Genomic DNA, 19,494 nt, shown 5'->3' with positions numbered 1-19,494 from the left:
GTTCAACTCCCCTAGGAGGAACCGTGCCCACCCCCCACATACGCACCTCCCGTCGTACGCTGCTCACCCTCATCGGCGCCACCGTCGTGGCGGCGCCTCTCCTCACCACCCAGCTCGCCGGGGCCGCCGGACTGCCGGCGCGCGCGGTCGGGCTCGACGACCCGGCGAAGAAGGAGATCGCCATGCAGCTCGTGTCGAGCGCCGAGAACTCCTCGCTCGACTGGAAGGCCCAGTACCGGTACATCGAGGACATCCGCGACGGCCGCGGCTACACGGCGGGCATCATCGGGTTCTGCTCCGGCACCGGCGACATGCTCGACCTCGTCGAGCTCTACACCCGGCGCAAGCCGGACAACCCCCTCGCCGAGTATCTGCCCGCCCTGCGCGAGGTCGACGGCAGCGACTCGCACGAGGGCCTGGACCCGGGCTTCCCCGACGCCTGGGCCGAGGCCGCCCGCGACAGCGCCTTCCGCAAGGCGCAGGACGACGAACGGGACCGGGTGTACTTCGATCCGGCGGTAACCCGCGGCAAGGCCGACGGGATCGGCACGCTGGGGCAGTTCGCGTACTACGACGCCATCGTGATGCACGGCGACGGATCGGACTCCACGAGCTTCGGCGGGATCCGCGCGCGGGCGCTCCGCGCGGCGCAGCCGCCGGCGCGGGGCGGGGACGAGGTGGCCTGGCTCAACGCGTTCCTCGACGCGCGGGTGTGGGCGATGAAGCAGGAGGAGGCGCACAGTGACACGAGCCGGGTCGACACGGCTCAGCGGGTTTTCCTCCGGAAGGGGAACCTGGGGCTCGAGACGCCGCTCGACTGGAAGGTGTACGGGGATGCTTATCACATTGGGTGAGTTGGTGTAGGCCCCGCTGGGGTGCGGGGAGTCGGTCTGCGCGGACTCGCCTGCCTGGTCTGGCGAGTCCGCGTCTGCCGGTCGCGTCGTGGCTGGTCGCGCCCACGCGGCGGAGCCGCAGATCGATACAGCCCCGCGCCCCTTCGGGGCGCCCCTGGCGGGGCTCTTCCTGCACGGCTCCCCGCTCTTAGCCGATGGTCACCACTCGGGCCCAGTCCGGGGGGCCGTCGGGCTCGTAGTCCTCGTCGTTCTCGTTCACCGGGCGGGCGGGGCGGGGGAAGAGGCCCACCACCGTGCGGCACGGGGGGCGTTCCGAGGGCCAGGGGGTCTGGCCGTCGGTCAGGGCGACGATCACGTCAGGGACCGGGGTGCGGCGCAGGGCCCGCGCGAAGCCCGAGCGCAGGTCCGTGCCGCCCCCGCCCATCAGTTCCAGGCTCTCCGCACGGCACAGCGGGACCGCTACCCCGACCGCCGCGTCGCACGAGACGACCGAGACGAGGTCGCGCCGGCCGCCCACCGCACGGGCGATCGCGGCCACCTCCAGCAGGGCGCTGCCGAGTTCGGCGTCGCTCACCGAACCGGACGTGTCGATGACCACGCAGACCCGGGGCGGCGTGCGGCGCAGGCTCGGCAGGATGACGCCGGGCAGCGAGGCGGAGCGGCGCGAGGGCCGCCGGTAGCTGTGGTTCTCGCCGACGCCGGGCGCGCCCGCCGCCGAGCGGATCGCGGCGCCGAGCAACTGCCGCCAGGGCTGCGGGGGTTGGAACGCCTCGTCGGCCCAGCGCCGCCAGCCCGCGGGGGCGTCGCCGGGGGCGCCCTTGATCGCCTCGGTCACCCGGAACCGTACGGCGTCCCGCTGCTGGCGGGTGAGGCCGTGGGCGCCGTCGGGGCCCAGCTCCCACGGGCGGGGCTCGCCGTCGGCGCCGCTGCCGCAGTCCAGCCAGGCCAGGTCACCGGCGAGGCCCTTCATCGAGGCGGTCCGCAGGTACTCCTCCATCAGCAGGCCGTCGCTGAGCCTCAGGCACGAGGGCAGGACGACTCCGGCGGGCGTCGGGAGGCCGTCGCCGTAGATGTCGTCGTTGATCTCGAAGTCGGCGGCGATGTTGCGGCGCAGTCGCTGGAAGGCGCCGTGCTCCTCGTGTTCCCGGGCGTAGCGGGCGCCGCGTTCGTGGTGGTCGCGCAGCAGGTGGGACACCTCGTGCACCCAGACCCCGGCCAGGTCCTCGACGCTCGTCCGGGCCACGAAGGCGGGCGAGACGTAGCAGCGCCAGTGCGCGTCGACGCCCATGGTCGGCACGGACCGGTCCTCGACGATCCGCAGCGCGAACAGGGCGGCCGCGAGGTAGGGCCGGACCTTCACGGCGTGCAGCCGCGCGGCGAGCAGCTTCTCCATGTCGAGCGGGAGCCCGGAGGTGTCGCGGGTCCGGGCGGGCGGCCGGGTGAGCGGGGCCTTCACCGGGCGCGGGGGCGGCGGTGGGGCCATGGGCCGGGGCAGGGGGCGTGGGGCCGGGTTCGTGGTCGTCATCGGCGCGCTCCGTTCGCCGCGGAGCGGACGCGGTCCACCGAGCGGTCGGCCGTCCGGGCGATGCCGATGACGTCGGCCAGGCGTTCCATCGCGGCCGGGACCTCCCAGGAGTCGCGGCGCAGGCCGGCCAGGGCCGTCGCGGGGGCGACCAGGAGGTCGGGGGCGCCGGTCTCCAGTGCCCGTACGAGGACGGACCAGGCCGCGTCCCAGCGGGCCTGTTCCGGGCGGGCGCCCACGGCGGCGACCACCGCTTCGAGCGCGGCCTGGCGCAGGTCGCCGCGCTCGGGGAGCTCCGCGCGGGGCGGCTGGGCGAGGAGGTCCTCCGGGTTCGGCAGGTCCATCCGGTCGAGGTGGGCGAGGAGTTCGAGCCCGGGGCCGTCGCCGACCGCGCCCCGCACCAGCAGGGCCAGCACGTCCCGGGAGACGTCGGCCGCCGTGCCGAACGCCAGCAGGGTCAGCGCCGCCTCCCAACTGCGCGGTGAGGGCCAGGCGCCGCCGCGCCGGGTCTCGGAGTTGGGCAGCCGGTGGATCAGGGTGGGGCGGGCCTCGAGGAAGCCGCAGACCGCGCGCCGGGCGAGCGCGACGGCGTCGGCGAGCCGGTCCGGGTCGAGGCGCGGCAGGGTGGCCCGGGGCCAGACGCCGCCCAGACCCCGCACGACCACCTCGCGGTCGTGCACCCAGTACAGGTGCACGAACCGGTTGGCGAGCGGCGGGCTCAGTTCCCAGCCGTCGGCGGCGGAGGCCCGCGGGTTGGCGGCGGCCACGATCCGTACGCCGGGCGGCAGTTGGAGCGATCCGACGCGGCGCTCCAGGACGACCCGGAGCAGGGCCGCCTGCACGGCCGGGGTCGCGGTGGACAGCTCGTCCAGGAAGAGCAGTCCGCGCCCGGCCCGCACCAGTTCCACCGCCCACTGCGGCGGTGCCATCGGCACGCCCTGCGTGGCGGGGTCCTCGCCGACGATCGGCAGCCCCGAGAAGTCGGACGGCTCGTGCACGCTCGCGATCACCGTGGTGAGCGGCAGTCCGAGCGACTCGGCGAGCTGGTTCAGCGCGGCGGTCTTCCCGATGCCGGGCTCGCCCCAGAGCAGCACGGGCAGGTCGGCGGCGACGGCGAGCGTCAGCGCCTCCAGCTGTTCGTCGGGCCGGGGCTCGGTCGTGGTCCGCCGCAGCAGCGTCAACAGGTCCCCGGCTACGGCGAGTCGGGAGGCAGGGCCCTCCGGGTGCGCGGGCGCAGGGGTGGGGGTGGAGGTGGGCGTGGGCAGAAGGGTGCTGAGAGTCATGGGCATCACCAGGGGTGTTCGGGGACGGGACGCACGCCCGCCCAGGGTGCGGAAGAAGATCAGGAGAGGATCAGGCGGCGTCGGCGGACGCGGGCTGCGTCATGGCCGGTCGCGCCCACGCGGAGGAGCCGCACCTCGATGCGGTCCCGCGCCGCTTCGGGGGCGCGGGCCGGCGACGGCCGGTCACCTGCTCGGCGCTCGCCGCCGGCCGTTCCGTCGCCCCCGCTTCAGGAGGAGTTCGGGCGGGAGGCTGCGGGCGAGGCGCCGACGGGCACCGGGACCTGCGGCCGCGCCGGGGTGGTCCTCGGGGAGGCCGGAACGGAAGAGGCCGTGGTCGACCCGGCCCGCCGCGGCCTGTTCCAGGGCGTCGCGGAGCGGACCGGCACGGAGCATCGCTCCCGGGCCGAGCAGGCCTTCGACGACATCGAGCGCTCCGCCCACGTCGCCGTGTCCGAGCCGTTCCCGTACGGCCGGCAGGGCCTCGGGCGTGCGGTGGACCGCGTCGATGGCGCGCAGGCAGGGCAGCGGCGGGCCGCCGAGCGCCACCAGGAGGTCCTCGCGGCGCAGTTGCTCGGCGTCGTGGTCGACCGCGGTAAGGACGCCGTCGCGCAGGGCGATCCGGTGGATCTCGCCCCGGCACTCGACCCGGTGCGGGTCGCCCTGTTCGGCGTCGGCGTCGAGCGGCAGCGGTGGTTCCGGCCCCGCGTACGGGTGCAGGGCCGCCGCGACCAACGGGTGGAGCCCGCCGAGGGAGACGAGTCCGGCGCGCAGGAGGGCCAGGTCGGGGGCCTCGTGGACGGCCGCTTCGGGGAGCGTGGGCAGTGCGGCGGCCTGGCGGGCCGGCACGGCGTCACGCAGCGGGCGGACCGTGGGGACGTGGCTGTCGTCGGGGGCGACGAGTTCGAGCACGGCGCGGCGGCGGGCGTCGAGCCGTACGGTGAACGCCCCGCGCGGGTGGCCGGTGGCGTCGCGCAGCAGCAGCTCCGCCTCGCGGGCCCGGTCGGCACGGGCCCGTACCGCCAGTTCGCCGCTGCGCTCCGCGTCCCAGAGGTGGCGGTGCAGGTCGAGCCGGAAGCGGCGGTCGGGGTGCGGATGCGGGTGGTCGCCGAGCGGGGCGCCGCCCGAGCCCTCCCACAACGCCAGCGAGAGGCGCTGGCCCGCGTCGGCGCGGACCGGCATGGTCCGTACGACGAGGTGCAGGGGCGGGTCGCCGGGTGCGCCGTAGCGGACGAGCGGGACGGTGAGGCCGGGGCGCAGCCGCCCGTCGGGGGCCATGCGGGGCAGGTGCCAGCGCAGCAGGTCCGGCGCGAGACGGCGCAGGTCCGCGCGGAGGCGGGCGGTCTGTTCGGTGCCGTGGCGACGGCGCACGGCGCGCAGATCGAGGTCGAGGTCGACGCGGGCGGCGGCGCAGGCGCCGGCCCAGTCGCCCGCACCGCGGCGTGCGGTGGCGGTCTCGATCATGGACGGTGGCACGGCGTAACGGCGTACGCGCTGCCACATCAGCAGGTGGGGTGGAATCCCGTCCGGGAGGTGATGTGCCATCAGCACTCACCTTGCGTGGACGGTTCCCCCAATCGGTGCGAGGAGGTGTTCAGCATCGCGGGCATCGTAATCACACACGCGATGATCTGTCAGTCGGGTTTTTCGCCGGACTTCTTTTCCGGCGGACTTCTTTCCGGCGGACTTCTTTCCGGCGGCGGAGAACCGGCGGGGGTCGGTGCCTTGTCATCGGCACCGACCCCTCCGTGTTCCGCCTCCGTGCGGGCTGTCAGTGCGCGGCGGCCGCCGAGTGCCCCGTGCGCTGTTCCGCGATGGCGTCGCCGGACTCCATCGGCGAGGTGACGTCGTCGGCGTCGCGGCCGCGTCCGAGGTGGTTGAAGAGGATGTTGAGGACCACCGCGGCGACGCAGCCGGTCGAGATGCCCGAGTCCAGGATGATCTTCGCGTTCTCCGGGAACGCGTGGTAGAACTCCGGCTCCGCGATCGGGATGAGGCCGACGGCGAGCGAGACGGCGACGATGAGGACGTTGTTGTCCTTCTCCATGCCCGCCTTGACCAGGGTCTGGATGCCGCTGGCCGCGACCGAGCCGAACAGGACGACGCCGGCGCCGCCGAGCACCGGGCGCGGGACCACGGCGATGAGCGAGGCGGCCATCGGGCACAGGCCCATCAGGACGAGGAAGCCGCCGCCGGCCGCGACCACGAACCGGCTGCGGATCTTGGTCATGGCGACGAGGCCGATGTTCTGCGCGAAGGCGCTGCACATGAAACCGTTGAACAGCGGGCTGATCGCGGTGCCGAGGGTGTCGGCGCGCAGGCCGGCGGCGATGGTCTTCTCGTCGGCGGGGCGGCCGACGATCTCGCCGAGGGCCAGCATGTCGGCGGTGGACTCGGTCATCGAGACGACCATGACGACGCACAGCGAGACGATGGCTGCTCCGGCGAACTGCGGGGCGCCGAAGTGGAACGGGGTCGGGAAGCCGACGATCGAGGCGTCACCGACCGGGCCGAAGTCCGTCACGCCGAACGGGATCGCGATGAGGGTGCCGACGACCAGGCCGAGCAGGACCGCGATCTGCTTGACGAAGCCGGTGGTGAAGCGGCGCAGCAGCAGCACGATGAGCAGGGTGATGCCGGCGAGCGAGAGGTTCTTCATCGACCCGAAGTCGGATGCCGCGGGGTTCGGTCCCTGGGCCCAGCCGAAGGCGACGGGCATGAGGGAGACGCCGATGAGGGTGATGACGGTGCCGGTGACGACCGGCGGGAAGAAGCGGACCATCTTCGAGAAGAAGGGCGCCGCGATGAATCCGAGGATGCCCGCGACGATCACCGCCCCGAAGATGACGGGCAGCGCGTCGTTCTTGTCCTTCGTGGAGGCGACGACGGCGAGCATGGGGGCGACGCCGGCGAAGGTGACGCCGTTCACGAAGGGGAGCCGGGCGCCTATCTTCCAGAAGCCGAGCGTCTGGAGGAAGGTCGCGAGGCCTGCCGTGAACAGGCAGGCGCCGGTGAGGAAGGTGAGATCCTTCGGGCTGAGTCCGATCGCGGCGCCGACGATGAGCGGGGGCGCGACCACGCCCGCGTACATGGCGGCGACGTGCTGGAGGCCCGTGGTCGCCATCTTCAGCGGCGGGAGGGTCTCGTCGACCGGATGTTTGGTCTGCTCCGCGCCCTCGGGTGCGGAGGTGGTGCCTTGCTTGGTGAACCTGGGCTTCGTCGCCACTGCGGCTCCTCCGTTTGTTTTCCGGCACCGGGCTCTCGCCGGTGCTTTTCGCTTCATGGAGGTGGTGCATGGTGATGCAAGGTGCAAGGTGCTGACCGATGTTCAGTTGTTGTGCGCCCAGGTAGTGCTGACCGCCCCGGGAACGTGAGGCTTTGGGCCACGTTCCGGGGCGGCACCCGAACTGCCCGCTCGGCAGCTCGGGTCCCCGGTCAGGGGCCGTCCCCCCTGACCGGAGTCGGTGAATCAGGCCTGCGCGACGATCCGCGCGAGACGCTGTGCCTCGTCCCGCGTGGAGCGGGCGATGGCGTCCTCGTCGGCGTGGAGGAGGCGGCTGTTCTCCACCACCGGCTTGCCGTTGACGAGGGAGAGGGTGACCGGTGCGGCCGCGCCGAAGACGAGCGCGGTGACCGGGTCGGCGATCGACGAGTGGGCCAGGGTGTCCAGCTTCCACAGGACGAGGTCGGCGAGCTTGCCGGCTTCCAGAGATCCGATCTGGGAGGCCCGGCCGAGGACCTGGGCACCGCCGTACGTCCCCAGGCGCAGGGCCTGGCGGGCGTTGAGGGCGGCCTCGCGGTGGGCGCCGAGGCGGTTGATGAGCAGCGCGTTGCGCAGTTCGGTGTGCAGTTCGCCCGACTCGTTGGAGGCGGTGCCGTCGACGCCGAGGCCGACGGGGACGCCGGCCGCGAGCATGTCGGGGACGCGGGCGATGCCGGCCGCGAGGCGGGCGTTGGAGGACGGGCAGTGGGCGACGCCCGTCCTCGTCCGGCCGAACGCGGCGATGTCGGAGTCGTTCATGTGGACGCTGTGCGCCATCCACACGTCCTCACCGAGCCAGCCCGTCGACTCGAAGTAGTCGGTGGGGCCCATGCCGAACAGCTCGTGGCAGAACTTCTCCTCCTCGACGGTCTCGCTGCCGTGGGTGTGCAGCCGTACGCCGAGCCGGCGCGCCAACTCGGCGCCCTGCTTGAGGAGTTCGGTGGACACCGAGAACGGCGAGCAGGGGGCCACGGCCACCTGCGTCATCGCGTCGAAGGAGGCGTCGTGGTGCTTGTTGACGGTTTCCTCGGTGGCGGCGAGGGCGCCTTCGAGGGTCTCGACCGCGAAGTCCGGCGGCAGGCCGCCGTCCTTCTCGCTGCGGTCCATGGAGCCGCGGGCCAGGGTGAACCGCACGCCCATCTCGGAGGCGGCCCGGATGATCGATCCGGAGATGTCGCCCGAACCCTTGGGGAACACGTAGTGGTGGTCCATGGCGGTGGTGACACCGCCGCGGGCCATCATCGCGAGCGAGCCCTGCGCCGCCGCGTACGTCATCTGCTCGTCGATGCGCGCCCAGGTCGGGTAGAGCGCCACCAGCCAGTTGAACAGGTTGTGGTCCGTCGCCAGGCCACGGGTGATCCACTGGTAGAAGTGGTGGTGCGTGTTGACCAGGCCGGGCGTGGCCAGGTGGCCGGTCCCGTCGATGCGGCGGACGACGTTCTCGAGGTCCTTCGGGGCCTGTCCCGCCCCGATGGACTCGATCCTGTTGCCGCTGACGACGATGTGGCCCGAGGCGTACTCGGTGTCCTGTGCGTCGACCGTCGCGATCGCGACGTTCTCGATGACGATGCGGTCTGCCGAAGAAGGTGCCATGGTGCTTCCTTCATTTCGTGTGTGGCGATGTGGGCACGGCAGGACCCTAGGAGGATTTGAGTGCCGCAGCGGTGCCGCCACGGGTGCCGAGATGATGGAAGAAGAGATTCAGCGATACGGCGACGAGTGCGCCGGCGCTGATGCCGGAGCCGAGCACGGTCTGCGCCCAGGCGGGGAAGTCGGCGTAGAAGCCGGGCGCGGCGAGCGGGATGATGCCCGCGCCGAGCGAGACGGCGACCAGGATGATGTTGGAGCTGTCGTCGAGGCCCGCCTCCGAGAGGGTGCGGATGCCGCTGACGGCGATGGAGCCGAAGAGGACGATGCCCGCGCCGCCGAGGACCGGCATCGGGACCATGGAGACCACCGCGCCGAGCACCGGGAAGGCGCCGAGGATCAGCAGGGCGCCGCCCGCGACGGCGACGACGTAGCGGCTGCGCACCTTGGTGAGCGAGACGACGCCGACGTTCTGGGCGAAGGCGGAGGTCGGGAAGCCGCCGAAGATCGGGCCCAGGAAGGTCGCGATGCCGTCGGTGCGCAGACCACGGGTGATGGTCTTTCCGTCGCAGTCGCGCTCGCAGATCTCGCCGATGGCGAGCATGCCGGCGCTGGACTCGGTCATCAGGACGAGCATGACCAGGCACAGCGAGATGATCGCGGCGGGCTGGAACTCGGGCGCGCCGAAGGCGAAGGGGGTGGGCAGCGCCGCGACGGGCGCCGACCTGAGGGCGCTGAAGTCGGCCATGCCGAACGGGATGGCGGCGAGTGTGCCGATCAACAGCCCGAAGAGCAGGGCGACTTGCTTGACGAAGCCCCTGCCGAATCGCTGGATGAACAGGATGACGGCGAGGGTGAAGCCGGCGAGTGCGAGGTAGCGCATGTCGCCGTAGTCGGCGGCGGTCCGGTCGCCGCCCTGGGCCCAGCTGACCGGCACGGGCATCAGGGTCACACCGATGAGGGTGATGACGACGCCGGTGACGAGCGGTGGGAAGAAGCGCAGGAGCCGGCCGAAGAACGGTCCGATGGCGAGACAGAAGACGCCCGCGACCATCACGGCCCCGTAGATGGCGGGGAGTTGGTCGCCCTTGGCGTTGGTCTCGGCGATGGCGAGCATCGGTGCGATGCCCGCGGAGGACGCGGCGTTGACGAAGGGCAGCCGGTTTCCGACGAGTCCCTTGACGCCGAGCGTCTGGAGCAGGGTGGCCACACCGGCGATGAGCAGGGACGCGGCGATCAGCCGGGTCTGGCCCGCGGTGTCGAGGTGGACGGCCTGGCCGATGATGAGCGGCGGGGTGACGACGCCCGCATACATGGCGGCGATGTGCTGGAGTGCGGCGGGGACGAGCCGCGACGGGTGGAGCTTCTCATCCACCGGGTGGACCGCTTCGGCGGTCTCGATGGTGCTTTCCGGTGGGGTGGAACACGGGCCTTCGGCTGCCGCCGGCCCTTTTGCTGGCACTGCCATTGCTTTGTTCCCTCCGGTGTGGCGCGCCCCCGCCCACTGCGGGGCGGACGGGGGCGCGCGCCCCGCGTCAGAGGTTGGTCATGTCCACCGGGATGCGCTGGTCGGCGCCGTCCCGCAGGATCGTGGCCTCGATGAGGCCGTAGGGGCGGTCGGCGGCCCAGTACACGGCACCGTCCTTCGCCTCGTTCTCCAGGCCGAAGGACGAGAGGTCCTGGCGGAAGTGGTGCTTGTTCGGCGCGGAGAAGCGGATCTCGTCGATCTCGGTGCGGTTGTTGATGATCCGCGAACCCATCTGGAAGAGGGTCTGCTGCAGCGAGAGCGAGTACGTCTCGACGAAGGCCTCGAGCATGTGCTTCTTGGCCTGGTCGTAGGACTTGTTCCACTGGGGCGTGCGCTCGTCGTCGGACGTCCAGTTGTGCCGCCACCACGTCGACAGGGACGTGGCGAGGATACGGTCGTAGTCCTCCTGGAGCGTCGTGTACTTGTCCTTGATGAAGCCCCAGAACTCCGAGTTGGTGGAGTTCATGACGGTGAGGTCCTTGAGGCCGGAGAGGACCTCGAACTTCTCGCCGTCGTAGGTGACCTGCGCGAGGCGGATCTCCTGGCCCTTGCGGACGAAGGAGTGCTTGACCTCGTCGGCGCCGATGAACTTGGAGCCCGCGTCGGAGCCGGCGATCCGCTCCCAGGCGTACTCCTCGAGGCGGATGCGGGCCCGGGTGATGGACGGCTGGCTGTCGACGAAGTGGCGGGCGAGCTCGATGCCGTACTGCTCGATCGAATCGATCCCGTACTCCTTCGCGAAGGCGAAGCAGGTGTTCTTGGTGGTGTCCGTCGGCAGGCAGTTGGCGTTCGACCCGGTCAGGTGGACGTCGTCGAGGTCGCCGCTGAGGGCGACCGAGACGTTGACGTCCTTGATGTGGTGGGTGTCGCCGTCCCGCGTGATCTTGACAACGCGGTTCTCCGCCTTGCCGTACTGGTTCTGGCCCAGGATCGTAGGCATGTCTGCTAGCTCCCTCGGTAAACGGAGTAGCCGAACGGGTTGAGCAGCAGCGGCACGTGGTAGCGCTCGCCCGGGACGACGGCGAACGTGATCGCCACCTCCGGGAAGAACACCGCGGACGCGTCGCTGTCCCGATTCGCGGGGGCGTCCTGCTGCGCATCGGCTTGCTTCTTGGAAAAGTACGTCTCGGTGTCGAAGTCGAGGCGTACGTGGGTGGTGTCTGCCGGCAGGACCGGCAGGTTCTTGCAGCGTCCGTCCGCGTCGGTGGCCGAGGAGCCGAGCCTCACCCAGTCGGCGTCCGAGCCGGAGCGCGCCGCGACGGTGACCGCGACGTCGACGGCCGGGAGGCCGATGCTGGTGTCCAGGATGTGCGTGGACACATAGGGGGCGGTCTTCTCGGTGCTCATCAGGCGTTCTCTCCTTGTTCCACGAGGCTCGTGAGGCGGATGCGGTTGATCTTGCCGAGTTCGGCGCGGACGATCTCCCACTCCTGGTCCGGCGTGTTCGCGATCCGGACCTTGAGCGCGTCGCGCATCTGCTCGCCGGTCAGGCCGGTGGCGCAGATGAGGAAGACATGCCCGAAGCGGTCCTGGTAGCCCAGGTTGAGCTCGAGCATCTCCGCCTTGAGTTCCTCGGAGGCTCCGGCCATGCCCCGCTGCTCGCGGGACGAGGTCGGGTCGCCGGGCTTCGGGCGACCGATCGGCGGGTGCCCCGCCATGGCCTCCGCGAGGTCCTCCGGGGACAGCTCGGCCATGGCGGCGTCACTGGCGGTGAAGAGAGTCTCTGCGGAAGCGAACGGGCGCTGGGCGATGATCTTGCGCCCCCACGCCGATGAAGTGCACACCTCGTGGAGCTCGGCCTGGGCCGCGCTCTCGTCCGAGGTGTTGAACCGGGTCAACCCCCGTGGGGTGGCTGACGAACCTGAAGTCACGGGACTGCCTCCGTGGCCTTGTGCTGGACGGGCTGCGGATAGCTAACGCCCTTGGAAACACCACGTCAACAGTTTGTTGAAAAGTTGGTGTAACGAAAGACCGCCGTCCGGAATCCGGACGGCGGTCGGGGCCTTCCGCGGCTGCCGCCGCATCACTCCAGGTCAGGCGGGGTCAGGAGGTCTTCTCCCGGTTGAGGTAGTTGTAGACGGTGAACCGTGAGACACCCAGGGCGCCCGCCACGGTCTCCACTCCGTGCCGTACGGAGAAGGCGCCGCGCCCCTCCAGGACGCGCACGATCTCCTGCTTCTCCCGGCGGTCGAGCTCGGCCAGCGGCCGCCCCTTCACCCGCTGCATGGCGGCCAGGATGTGATCCAGGGAGTCGGCGAGCTGCGGCAGGCGCACAGCGGCGACGTCCGCCCCCTGCCAGCTCAGCACGACATCGTCCAGACCGGCGTCGGCCGGCGGGACCAGCTCGCCACCCATCGCGTCGACCAGCGGCTTCACGGCCGTGATGAAGGCCTCGCCGGAGGCCTCGCCCCCCGTGTTCGTCACGCCTCGTCCTCCCCCGTCACATTGATCTGCAGCGAGATACGGGTGGCGCCGGTCGCGAGACTCTCGCGCAGCAGGGCGTCGACCGCCTTCAGGACCGCGTCGGCCCCGCCCTCCGCCGTGTTCCCGAACGGGCCGACGTCGACCGCGTCCAGTTCCGCCGCCTCGATCACCCGGCGGGCGGCCACCGCGTGCGCGGGCGCCTCGTCGAGGTCGAAGGGCTCCGTCGTGAATTCCACTCTCAATCGCACCTGGTCAACCTAACCCGCGACGCCCCCCTTTGGACCAGGTCGCGCCCAGCCCCTTGACAGAGGCGAGCCCTTCCAGGCAATCTTCCATCACGCAGAAAGAAACTTCCGCAATACGAAATTCAACGTCATGCGGAACACGGACCAGAAGGGAGCGCCGACCCCGATGGGATTCGTAGACCAGCGCTTCAACGTCAACCTGTCGATCCTCTTCACGGAGCTCCCGCTCCTGGAGCGCCCGGCCGCCGCCGCCGCGGCCGGCTTCACGGCGGTCGAGCTGTGGTGGCCGTGGGTCGACGCCCCCACCCCCGAGCAGTCCGAGCTCGACGCGCTGCGCAGCGCGATCCAGGACGCGGGAGTCCAGCTCACCGGCCTGAACTTCTACGCCGGCCGGCTGCCCGGCCCGGACCGGGGCGCCCTGTCGATCCCCGGCGAGGAGAGCGAGAAGTTCCGCGCCAACATCGACGTGGTGGCCGACTTCGCGCAGTCCCTCGGCTGCAAGGCGCTCAACGCGCTGTACGGCAACCGGGTGGAGGGCGTGGACCCCGCCGTCCAGGACAAGCTCGCCCTGGAGAACCTGGTGCTCGCGGCCCGCGCGGCCGACCGCATCGGCGCGGTGCTGCTCATCGAGGCGCTGAACAAGCCGGAGTCGCCCGCCTGCCCGATCGTGAGCGCCCCCAAGGCCATCGAGATCGTGGACAAGGTGAACGAGGCCACCGGCCTCGGCAACGCCAAGTTCCTCATGGACCTGTACCACCTGTCCATGAACGGCGAGGACCTCCAGCAGGTCATCAGCGCGTACACCGACAAGACGGCGCACGTGCAGATCGCCGACAACCCGGGCCGCGGTGCGCCGGGCACGGGCTCGCTGCCCCTCGAGGAGCTCCTCGACCAGCTCCGCAAGGCCGGCTACGACGGCTACGTGGGCCTGGAGTACAAGCCGGGCGACGCGCCGAGCGCCGAGTCCTTCGGCTGGCTGCCGCACGAGGCCCGCGCCGCGCGCCACTGAGCCGCGCGCCCCCGCCGGCGCGCCAACTCACCCACGTATCACAGCTTTTCTGAGTTTTTTGGAGTCACCCTCATGAGCAACAACCTCCCCAAGGTCGCGTGGATCGGTCTCGGCATCATGGGCTCGCCCATGTCGGAGAACCTGATCAAGGCCGGCTACGACGTCACCGGCTTCACCCTCGAGCAGGACAAGCTGGACCGCCTCACCGCGGCCGGCGGCACCGCCGCCACGTCGATCGCCGCGGCCGTCAAGGACGCCGACGTCATCGTCACCATGGTCCCGGCCTCCCCGCAGGTCGAGGCGATCTCCTACGGCCCCGAGGGCATCCTGGAGAACGCGAAGTCCGGCGCGCTGATCGTCGACATGTCGTCGATCACCCCGCAGACCTCGGTCGACCTGGCGAAGAACGCCAAGGAGAAGGGCATCCGCGTCATCGACGCGCCCGTCTCCGGTGGCGAGGCCGGTGCCATCGAGGCCGTCCTGTCCATCATGGTCGGCGGTGAGCAGGCCGACTTCGACGAGGCCAAGCCGCTCCTCGACGCCCTCGGCAAGACCATCGTGCTGTGCGGTCCGCACGGCTCGGGTCAGACCGTGAAGGCCGCCAACCAGCTCATCGTCGCCGTGAACATCCAGGCGTGCGCCGAGGCCGTGGTCTTCCTCGAGAAGTCCGGCGTGGACCTCACCGCCGCGCTCGACGTGCTCAACGGCGGCCTGGCCGGCTCGACCGTCCTGACGCGGAAGAAGGACAACTTCCTCAACCGCGACTTCAAGCCGGGCTTCCGCATCGACCTGCACCACAAGGACATGGGCATCGTCACCGACGCCGCCCGCAACGTGGGTGCGGCCCTGCCCGTCGGCGCCGTGGTGGCCCAGCTGGTGGCCTCGCTGCGCGCCCAGGGCGACGGCGGCCTGGACCACTCCGCCCTGCTGCGCGCCGTCGAGCGCCTCTCGGGCAACCAGGTGGCCTGACCCCCGAAACTTCCGGGCCGTGGCGGCGCTGACACCTGTCCTGTCGCGCCCAGGCGTCGCCACGGCCCGGAACCCATACCCACCTGTTCAACAAAATGTTGAAAAAGGTCGCCCGGAACTTCAACAAACTGTTGACGTAGCTGTTCAGGGGTACCTACGCTCCCCCCATCGTCAGCAGCCATTGCACGGAAGGTCGCCTCCACCCCATGCCCAAGCGTGTGCTCACGACCGAGTCCGGCGCCCCTGTCGCCGACAACCAGAACTCCGCGACCGCCGGCGCCGGCGGCCCGCTTCTGATCCAGGACCAGCACCTGCTGGAGAAGCTCGCCCGCTTCAACCGCGAGCGCATCCCGGAGCGTGTCGTGCACGCCCGCGGTTCCGGCGCCTACGGTTACTTCGAGGTGACGGACGACGTCACCGGCTTCACCCACGCCGACTTCCTCGACACGATCGGCAAGCGCACCGAGGTCTTCCTGCGCTTCTCGACCGTCGCCGACAACCTCGGTGGTGCGGACGCCGTCCGTGACCCCCGCGGTTTCGCGCTCAAGTTCTACACCGAAGAGGGCAACTACGACCTCGTCGGCAACAACACCCCGGTCTTCTTCATCAAGGACCCGCTGAAGTTCCCCGACTTCATCCACTCCCAGAAGCGTGACCCCTTCACGGGCAAGCAGGAGCCGGAGAACGTCTGGGACTTCTGGGCGCACGCCCCCGAGGCCACGCACCAGATCACCTGGCTCATGGGCGACCGCGGCATCCCCGCCTCGTACCGTCACATGAACGGCTACGGCTCGCACACCTACCAGTGGACGAACGAGCAGGGCGAAGCCTTCTTCGTGAAGTACCACTTCAAGACGAACCAGGGGATCCGCTCCCTGTCGTCGGAGCAGGCCGCCGAGATCGCGGGCAAGGACCCGAACTCGCACCAGACGGACCTCCTGCAGGCCATCGAGCGCGGCGTGAACCCGTCCTGGACCCTCTACGTCCAGCTCATGCCGGCCGCCGAGGCCGCGGACTACCAGTTCAACCCGTTCGACCTCACCAAGGTGTGGCCGCACAAGGACTACCCGCTGCAGCGCGTGGGCCGACTGGTCCTGGACCGCAACCCCGACAACGTCTTCGCCGAGGTCGAGCAGGCCGCCTTCTCCCCGAACAACTTCGTTCCGGGTATCGGCCCCTCCCCCGACAAGATGCTGCAGGGCCGCCTGTTCGCCTACGCGGACGCGCACCGCTACCGCCTGGGCGTCAACCACACCCAGCTCGCGGTCAACGCCCCCAAGGCGACCTCGGCGGACAACTACGGCCGCGACGGTCTGATGGCCGCCAACGCCTACGCCCGCAGCCGCAAGAACTACGAGCCGAACTCCTTCGACGGCCCGGCCGAGACCGGCCGCGCGCTCTCCGCGCCGCTCGCGATCTCCGGCTACACGGGTACGCACGAGGCGCCGGCCCACACCAAGGACGACGACTTCTACCAGGCGGGCGAGCTGTACCGCCTGATGTCCGAGGACGAGAAGGGACGCCTGGTCGCGAACATCGCGGGCGGCCTCTCCCAGGTCTCGCGCGACGACATCGTGGAGAAGAACCTCGCCCACTTCCACGCCGCCGACGCCGACTACGGCAAGCGCGTCGAGGAAGCGGTCCGCGCCCTGCGCGAGGACTGATCCGCGGGAACTCCCCAGACCGCGTACGGGGATTGACGGGAGGTCAGCCCCCGTACGCATGGACCCGCACCTGCCGCGTGACCCGGATGAGGGGTGGTCACGTGGTGGGTGGCGGGACGACGAGGATCGCGGCGGCTCGTGCGAGCCAGTGCGGTGGTGAAGGCCTCCCCGTCCCCCTTTCGACCTGAGGAAGGGTGACCGGGAAGCCGTCGCACGGCCGCCGCGGTCCCGACCGATGCTCCGTCCGGCAGCGCGCATGCATGTTTCGCCAGTCGCGCGAGGTCGGACGGAATCCACCTCCCAGAACCAGAGCCCCGGGTACGACGGTCCGTACCCGGGGCTCTTCTCTGCGTTCTGCGCCTTGAGCCTCAGGCCCGTCTCCGCCGCGCGGGGGAGGCGGTTCGGCGCCCTGGCGGACGCCGTGCGCGGCGCCGCGCGGGAGCGTAAGAGGCATGACGACGACGGCAGTTCACCCCTCCCCCGCCCGCATGACGGAGCGTCCCGTGCCCCGCTGGGCCGAGCGGGTCGCCCATCTGATCCCGCTCGTGCTGCTCCCCCAGTGCCTGTGGCGGCTGCCGTTCGCCTTCGGCTTCGACATGGGCACGGGCAACGGCTCCCTCGGCAGCCTCTGGATCTCCGTGCCGTACATCTTCGGGCTCAGCCTGCTCACCGAGGCGCTGGCGCTGCTCTGTTTCGGGCTCGTACGGGGGTGGGGCGAGCGGGTGCCGTCCTGGATCCCGCTGGTGGGCGGGCGACGGCTGCCCGTGCCGGTGGTCGTGGTGCCGGCCCTGCTCGGTGGGCTCGGGGCCACGATGATGTGGGGCGGGTTTCTGCTCAGCATCCTGGGTGTGCCCGGATATGAGGCGCCGCCGGCGGACAGCCCGGCCTGGGAGCTCCTCTTCGACGTCTGCGTGCTGCCTGCGACGCTCTGGGGACCCTTGGTGCTGGCGCTGACCGTCCAGTACGCCGTCCGGCGCCGGCGGGTCTGAGCGCCTACGAGGCGGGGTCCCCTGGCCGTCGGGCGAGTGCAGCCCGGCGGGGCTTCTCGCGCAGTTCCCCGCGCCCCTGAAATGCAGACCCTTCGGGTCGCATTTCCCCCACGGCAAAAGGGTGGGCCCCGGTTCCGTAGAACCGGGGCCCACCCTTGCTACCCGCCCCGACAGGGGCTCGGGATCAGACCTTCAGGGGACGGATGGCCGTCGGCGCGTGGCCCGGCTCCGTCGCGATCTCCTCGAACTCCTTGACCGCGCTGATGTCGGCCGTGGGGCTCATCGCGATGTTCGTGATGCGCTCCAGGATCGCCTCGACGACGACCGGCACCTGGTGCTCCTGCGCGAGCTTCTTGGCCCGCTCCAGGGCCTCGCCCAGCTCGTTCGGGTCGGTGACGCGGATCGCCTTGCAGCCCAGGCCCTCGGCGACCTTGACGTGGTCGACGCCGTAGACACCCAGCTCGGGGCTGTTCTGGTTCTCGAACTCCAGGTTGACCTGGAAGTTGATGTCCAGGCCGATCTGGGCCTGGCGGATCAGGCCCAGGTAGGCGTTGTTGACCAGGACGTGGACGTACGGGATGCGGTGCTGCGCACCCACCGCCAGCTCCTCGATCATGAACTGGAAGTCGTAGTCACCGGACAGGGCGACGACCTGGGTGTCCGGGTCGGCCTTGGCGACACCGAGCGCGGCCGGGATGGTCCAGCCGAGCGGGCCGGCCTGGCCGCAGTTGATCCAGTGCCGCGGCTTGTAGACGTGCAGCATCTGGGCGCCCGCGATCTGCGACAGACCGATGGTCGTGACGTAGCGCGTGTCCTTGCCGAACGCCTTGTTCATCTCCTCGTAGACGCGCTGCGGCTTCATGGGGATGTTGTCGAAGTGCGTACGGCGCTGGAGGGTCTCCTTGCGCTCCAGGTGGGAGGCGACCCAGGCGGAGCGGTCGGGGAGCTTGCCCGCGGCCTTGAGCTCCTTGGCGACCTCGACGAACAGCTCGAGGGCGGCCTTGGCGTCGGAGGTGATCCCGTAGTCCGGGGCGAAGATCTTGCCGATCTGGGTCGGCTCGATGTCGACGTGGACGAACTTGCGGCCCTCGCGGTACACGTCCAGCTTGTAACCGGTGTGACGGTTGGCCCAGCGGTTGCCGATGCCGAGGACGAAGTCCGACTCGAGGAACGTGGCGTTGCCGTAGCGGTGACCGGTCTGCTGACCGACCATGCCCGCGTTCAGGTCGTGGTCGTCCGGGATGGTGCCCCAGCCCATGAGCGTGGGCACGACGGGCGTGTTGGTGATCTCGGCGAACTCGACCAGCAGGTCGGAGGCGTCGGCGTTGATGATGCCGCCGCCGGCGACGATCAGCGGACGCTCGGACTCGACGAGGAGCTTGATCGCCTTCTCGATCTGGGCCCGCGTGGCGGCCGGCTTGTAGACCGGCAGCGGCTCGTAGGTCTCCGGGTCGAACTCGATCTCGGTCTGCTGGACGTCGATCGGCAGGTCGATGAGGACCGGGCCGGGACGGCCGGAGCGCATCAGGTGGAAGGCCTGCTGGAAGACGCCGGGGACCTGCGCGGCCTCAAGGACCGTGACGGCCATCTTCGAGACGGACTTGGCGATCGTGGCGATGTCGACGGCCTGGAAGTCCTCCTTGTGCAGGAGGTGGCTCGGCGCCTGGCCGGTGATGCACAGGATCGGGATGGAGTCACCGATCGCGGAGTACAGGCCGGTGATCATGTCGGTGCCGGCGGGGCCGGACGTACCGATGCAGACACCGATGTTGCCCGGGTTCGCCCGCGTGTAGCCCTCGGCCATGTGCGAGGCGCCCTCGACGTGGCGGGCGAGGGTGTGGTCGATGCCACCGCTCGCCTTGAGCTCCTTGTAGAAGGGGTTGATGGCGGCACCGGGCACGCCGAACGCGTTGCTGACGCCTTCGCGCTTGAGGATCTCAACGGCCGCGCGGGCGGCGGTCATACGAGCCATGAGTGCTCTCCCGACTTGTGCTGTGACTGCTGTGTCTTTGTCCGGCTGTCGGATTCGCGCTCCCGTCGCGCCCCCGCGGCGAGCTGTGAAGTCCGTTTACTGCTTCGCTAAGCCCCAGCCCCTCATCACTTCCATGATGCGGAAACTAGGTTCTGCTATATGGAAGCAATGTAGAGGGGGGTCTCGGAG

The 19,494-nt window shown here is 70.6% G+C and carries 17 protein-coding genes; 5 read left to right on the top strand and 12 right to left on the bottom strand.

Features of this window, described 5'->3' with window-relative positions; translation table 11 throughout:
* Nucleotides 1–23 precede the first annotated feature (23 nt).
* Nucleotides 24–854 carry a chitosanase gene (locus ACIBTU_RS13860; RefSeq protein ID WP_399126295.1) on the top strand — a complete coding sequence of 277 codons (831 nt, stop codon included), beginning with the start codon at nucleotides 24–26 and terminating at the stop codon, nucleotides 852–854.
* Between the two features lie 187 nt (nucleotides 855–1,041).
* Here ACIBTU_RS13860 and ACIBTU_RS13855 read toward each other — a convergent pair whose 3' ends face one another.
* The 11 genes from ACIBTU_RS13855 to ACIBTU_RS13805 all read right to left on the bottom strand — a co-directional run bounded on the left by ACIBTU_RS13855 (nucleotide 1,042) and on the right by ACIBTU_RS13805 (nucleotide 12,705).
* A complete protein-coding gene (locus ACIBTU_RS13855; RefSeq protein WP_399126575.1) occupies nucleotides 1,042–2,247 on the bottom strand; it encodes a VWA-like domain-containing protein in 1,206 nt (401 codons plus the stop codon).
* A 128-nt stretch (nucleotides 2,248–2,375) separates the two neighbouring features.
* Nucleotides 2,376–3,659, bottom strand: coding sequence for an AAA family ATPase (locus tag ACIBTU_RS13850; protein WP_399126294.1), 1,284 nt, complete (start codon nucleotides 3,657–3,659; stop codon nucleotides 2,376–2,378).
* 183 nt (nucleotides 3,660–3,842) lie between these two features.
* Nucleotides 3,843–5,201, bottom strand: a complete 1,359-nt coding sequence (locus tag ACIBTU_RS13845) for a hypothetical protein (RefSeq protein ID WP_399126293.1) — start codon at nucleotides 5,199–5,201, stop codon at nucleotides 3,843–3,845.
* Nucleotides 5,202–5,427: 226 nt separating this feature from the next.
* Nucleotides 5,428–6,780: a nucleobase:cation symporter-2 family protein gene (locus tag ACIBTU_RS13840; protein WP_399126573.1), complete on the bottom strand. Its 1,353-nt coding sequence runs from the start codon at nucleotides 6,778–6,780 to the stop codon at nucleotides 5,428–5,430.
* A 345-nt stretch (nucleotides 6,781–7,125) separates the two neighbouring features.
* Nucleotides 7,126–8,511, bottom strand: a complete 1,386-nt coding sequence (locus tag ACIBTU_RS13835) for an 8-oxoguanine deaminase (RefSeq protein ID WP_399126292.1) — start codon at nucleotides 8,509–8,511, stop codon at nucleotides 7,126–7,128.
* Between the two features lie 46 nt (nucleotides 8,512–8,557).
* Nucleotides 8,558–9,973, bottom strand: coding sequence for a nucleobase:cation symporter-2 family protein (locus tag ACIBTU_RS13830; RefSeq protein ID WP_399126291.1), 1,416 nt, complete (start codon nucleotides 9,971–9,973; stop codon nucleotides 8,558–8,560).
* 67 nt (nucleotides 9,974–10,040) lie between these two features.
* Nucleotides 10,041–10,973 carry a factor-independent urate hydroxylase gene (pucL, locus tag ACIBTU_RS13825; RefSeq protein WP_399126290.1) on the bottom strand — a complete coding sequence of 311 codons (933 nt, stop codon included), beginning with the start codon at nucleotides 10,971–10,973 and terminating at the stop codon, nucleotides 10,041–10,043.
* A gap of 5 nt (nucleotides 10,974–10,978) precedes the next feature.
* Nucleotides 10,979–11,380: a hydroxyisourate hydrolase gene (uraH, locus tag ACIBTU_RS13820; RefSeq protein ID WP_399126289.1), complete on the bottom strand. Its 402-nt coding sequence runs from the start codon at nucleotides 11,378–11,380 to the stop codon at nucleotides 10,979–10,981.
* Complete coding sequence (gene uraD / locus ACIBTU_RS13815; protein ID WP_399126288.1) at nucleotides 11,380–11,904, bottom strand: 2-oxo-4-hydroxy-4-carboxy-5-ureidoimidazoline decarboxylase; 525 nt, start codon at nucleotides 11,902–11,904, stop codon at nucleotides 11,380–11,382. The genes uraH and uraD overlap by 1 nt, the downstream gene beginning before the upstream one ends.
* A gap of 172 nt (nucleotides 11,905–12,076) precedes the next feature.
* Nucleotides 12,077–12,388: a helix-turn-helix domain-containing protein gene (locus tag ACIBTU_RS13810; RefSeq protein ID WP_188341226.1), complete on the bottom strand. Its 312-nt coding sequence runs from the start codon at nucleotides 12,386–12,388 to the stop codon at nucleotides 12,077–12,079.
* Between the two features lie 65 nt (nucleotides 12,389–12,453).
* Nucleotides 12,454–12,705 carry a hypothetical protein gene (locus tag ACIBTU_RS13805; protein ID WP_399126287.1) on the bottom strand — a complete coding sequence of 84 codons (252 nt, stop codon included), beginning with the start codon at nucleotides 12,703–12,705 and terminating at the stop codon, nucleotides 12,454–12,456.
* 163 nt (nucleotides 12,706–12,868) lie between these two features.
* Between ACIBTU_RS13805 and ACIBTU_RS13800 the strand changes: the two genes are divergently transcribed.
* The 4 genes from ACIBTU_RS13800 to ACIBTU_RS13785 all read left to right on the top strand — a co-directional run bounded on the left by ACIBTU_RS13800 (nucleotide 12,869) and on the right by ACIBTU_RS13785 (nucleotide 17,333).
* Entirely contained in the window at nucleotides 12,869–13,711 is an 843-nt protein-coding gene (locus ACIBTU_RS13800; RefSeq protein WP_399126286.1) for a TIM barrel protein, read from the top strand.
* Nucleotides 13,712–13,783: 72 nt separating this feature from the next.
* Nucleotides 13,784–14,680 carry a 2-hydroxy-3-oxopropionate reductase gene (locus ACIBTU_RS13795; RefSeq protein ID WP_399126284.1) on the top strand — a complete coding sequence of 299 codons (897 nt, stop codon included), beginning with the start codon at nucleotides 13,784–13,786 and terminating at the stop codon, nucleotides 14,678–14,680.
* Between the two features lie 206 nt (nucleotides 14,681–14,886).
* Complete coding sequence (locus ACIBTU_RS13790; protein WP_399126283.1) at nucleotides 14,887–16,344, top strand: catalase; 1,458 nt, start codon at nucleotides 14,887–14,889, stop codon at nucleotides 16,342–16,344.
* Nucleotides 16,345–16,796: 452 nt separating this feature from the next.
* Entirely contained in the window at nucleotides 16,797–17,333 is a 537-nt protein-coding gene (locus tag ACIBTU_RS13785; RefSeq protein ID WP_399126282.1) for a hypothetical protein, read from the top strand.
* Nucleotides 17,334–17,517: 184 nt separating this feature from the next.
* On the opposite strand, the gene gcl is transcribed toward ACIBTU_RS13785, so the two are convergent.
* Nucleotides 17,518–19,305, bottom strand: coding sequence for a glyoxylate carboligase (gene gcl, locus ACIBTU_RS13780; protein WP_399126281.1), 1,788 nt, complete (start codon nucleotides 19,303–19,305; stop codon nucleotides 17,518–17,520).
* Nucleotides 19,306–19,494 lie beyond the last annotated feature (189 nt).

The sequence above is a fragment of the Streptomyces sp. NPDC050145 genome (assembly GCF_044460245.1).
In the GTDB taxonomy this organism is placed as follows: Bacteria; Actinomycetota; Actinomycetes; order Streptomycetales; family Streptomycetaceae; genus Streptomyces.
This window is presented reverse-complemented; position numbering and strand designations above follow the sequence as displayed.

Bases quoted from the DNA above. Each gene is read 5' to 3' on its own strand.
- ACIBTU_RS13855 (WP_399126575.1), bottom strand. From the start codon at position 2,247: ATGGAGAAGCTGCTCGCCGCGCGGCTGCACGCCGTGAAGGTCCGGCCC.
- ACIBTU_RS13850 (WP_399126294.1), bottom strand. From the start codon at position 3,659: ATGACTCTCAGCACCCTTCTGCCCACGCCCACCTCCACCCCCACCCCT.
- ACIBTU_RS13845 (WP_399126293.1), bottom strand. From the start codon at position 5,201: ATGGCACATCACCTCCCGGACGGGATTCCACCCCACCTGCTGATGTGG.
- ACIBTU_RS13840 (WP_399126573.1), bottom strand. From the start codon at position 6,780: ATGGCGACCACGGGCCTCCAGCACGTCGCCGCCATGTACGCGGGCGTG.
- ACIBTU_RS13835 (WP_399126292.1), bottom strand. From the start codon at position 8,511: ATGGCACCTTCTTCGGCAGACCGCATCGTCATCGAGAACGTCGCGATC.
- ACIBTU_RS13830 (WP_399126291.1), bottom strand. From the start codon at position 9,973: ATGGCAGTGCCAGCAAAAGGGCCGGCGGCAGCCGAAGGCCCGTGTTCC.
- pucL (WP_399126290.1), bottom strand. From the start codon at position 10,973: ATGCCTACGATCCTGGGCCAGAACCAGTACGGCAAGGCGGAGAACCGC.
- uraH (WP_399126289.1), bottom strand. From the start codon at position 11,380: ATGAGCACCGAGAAGACCGCCCCCTATGTGTCCACGCACATCCTGGAC.
- ACIBTU_RS13810 (WP_188341226.1), bottom strand. From the start codon at position 12,388: ATGGGTGGCGAGCTGGTCCCGCCGGCCGACGCCGGTCTGGACGATGTC.
- ACIBTU_RS13800 (WP_399126286.1), top strand. From the start codon at position 12,869: ATGGGATTCGTAGACCAGCGCTTCAACGTCAACCTGTCGATCCTCTTC.
- ACIBTU_RS13795 (WP_399126284.1), top strand. From the start codon at position 13,784: ATGAGCAACAACCTCCCCAAGGTCGCGTGGATCGGTCTCGGCATCATG.
- ACIBTU_RS13790 (WP_399126283.1), top strand. From the start codon at position 14,887: ATGCCCAAGCGTGTGCTCACGACCGAGTCCGGCGCCCCTGTCGCCGAC.
- ACIBTU_RS13785 (WP_399126282.1), top strand. From the start codon at position 16,797: ATGACGACGACGGCAGTTCACCCCTCCCCCGCCCGCATGACGGAGCGT.
- gcl (WP_399126281.1), bottom strand. From the start codon at position 19,305: ATGGCTCGTATGACCGCCGCCCGCGCGGCCGTTGAGATCCTCAAGCGC.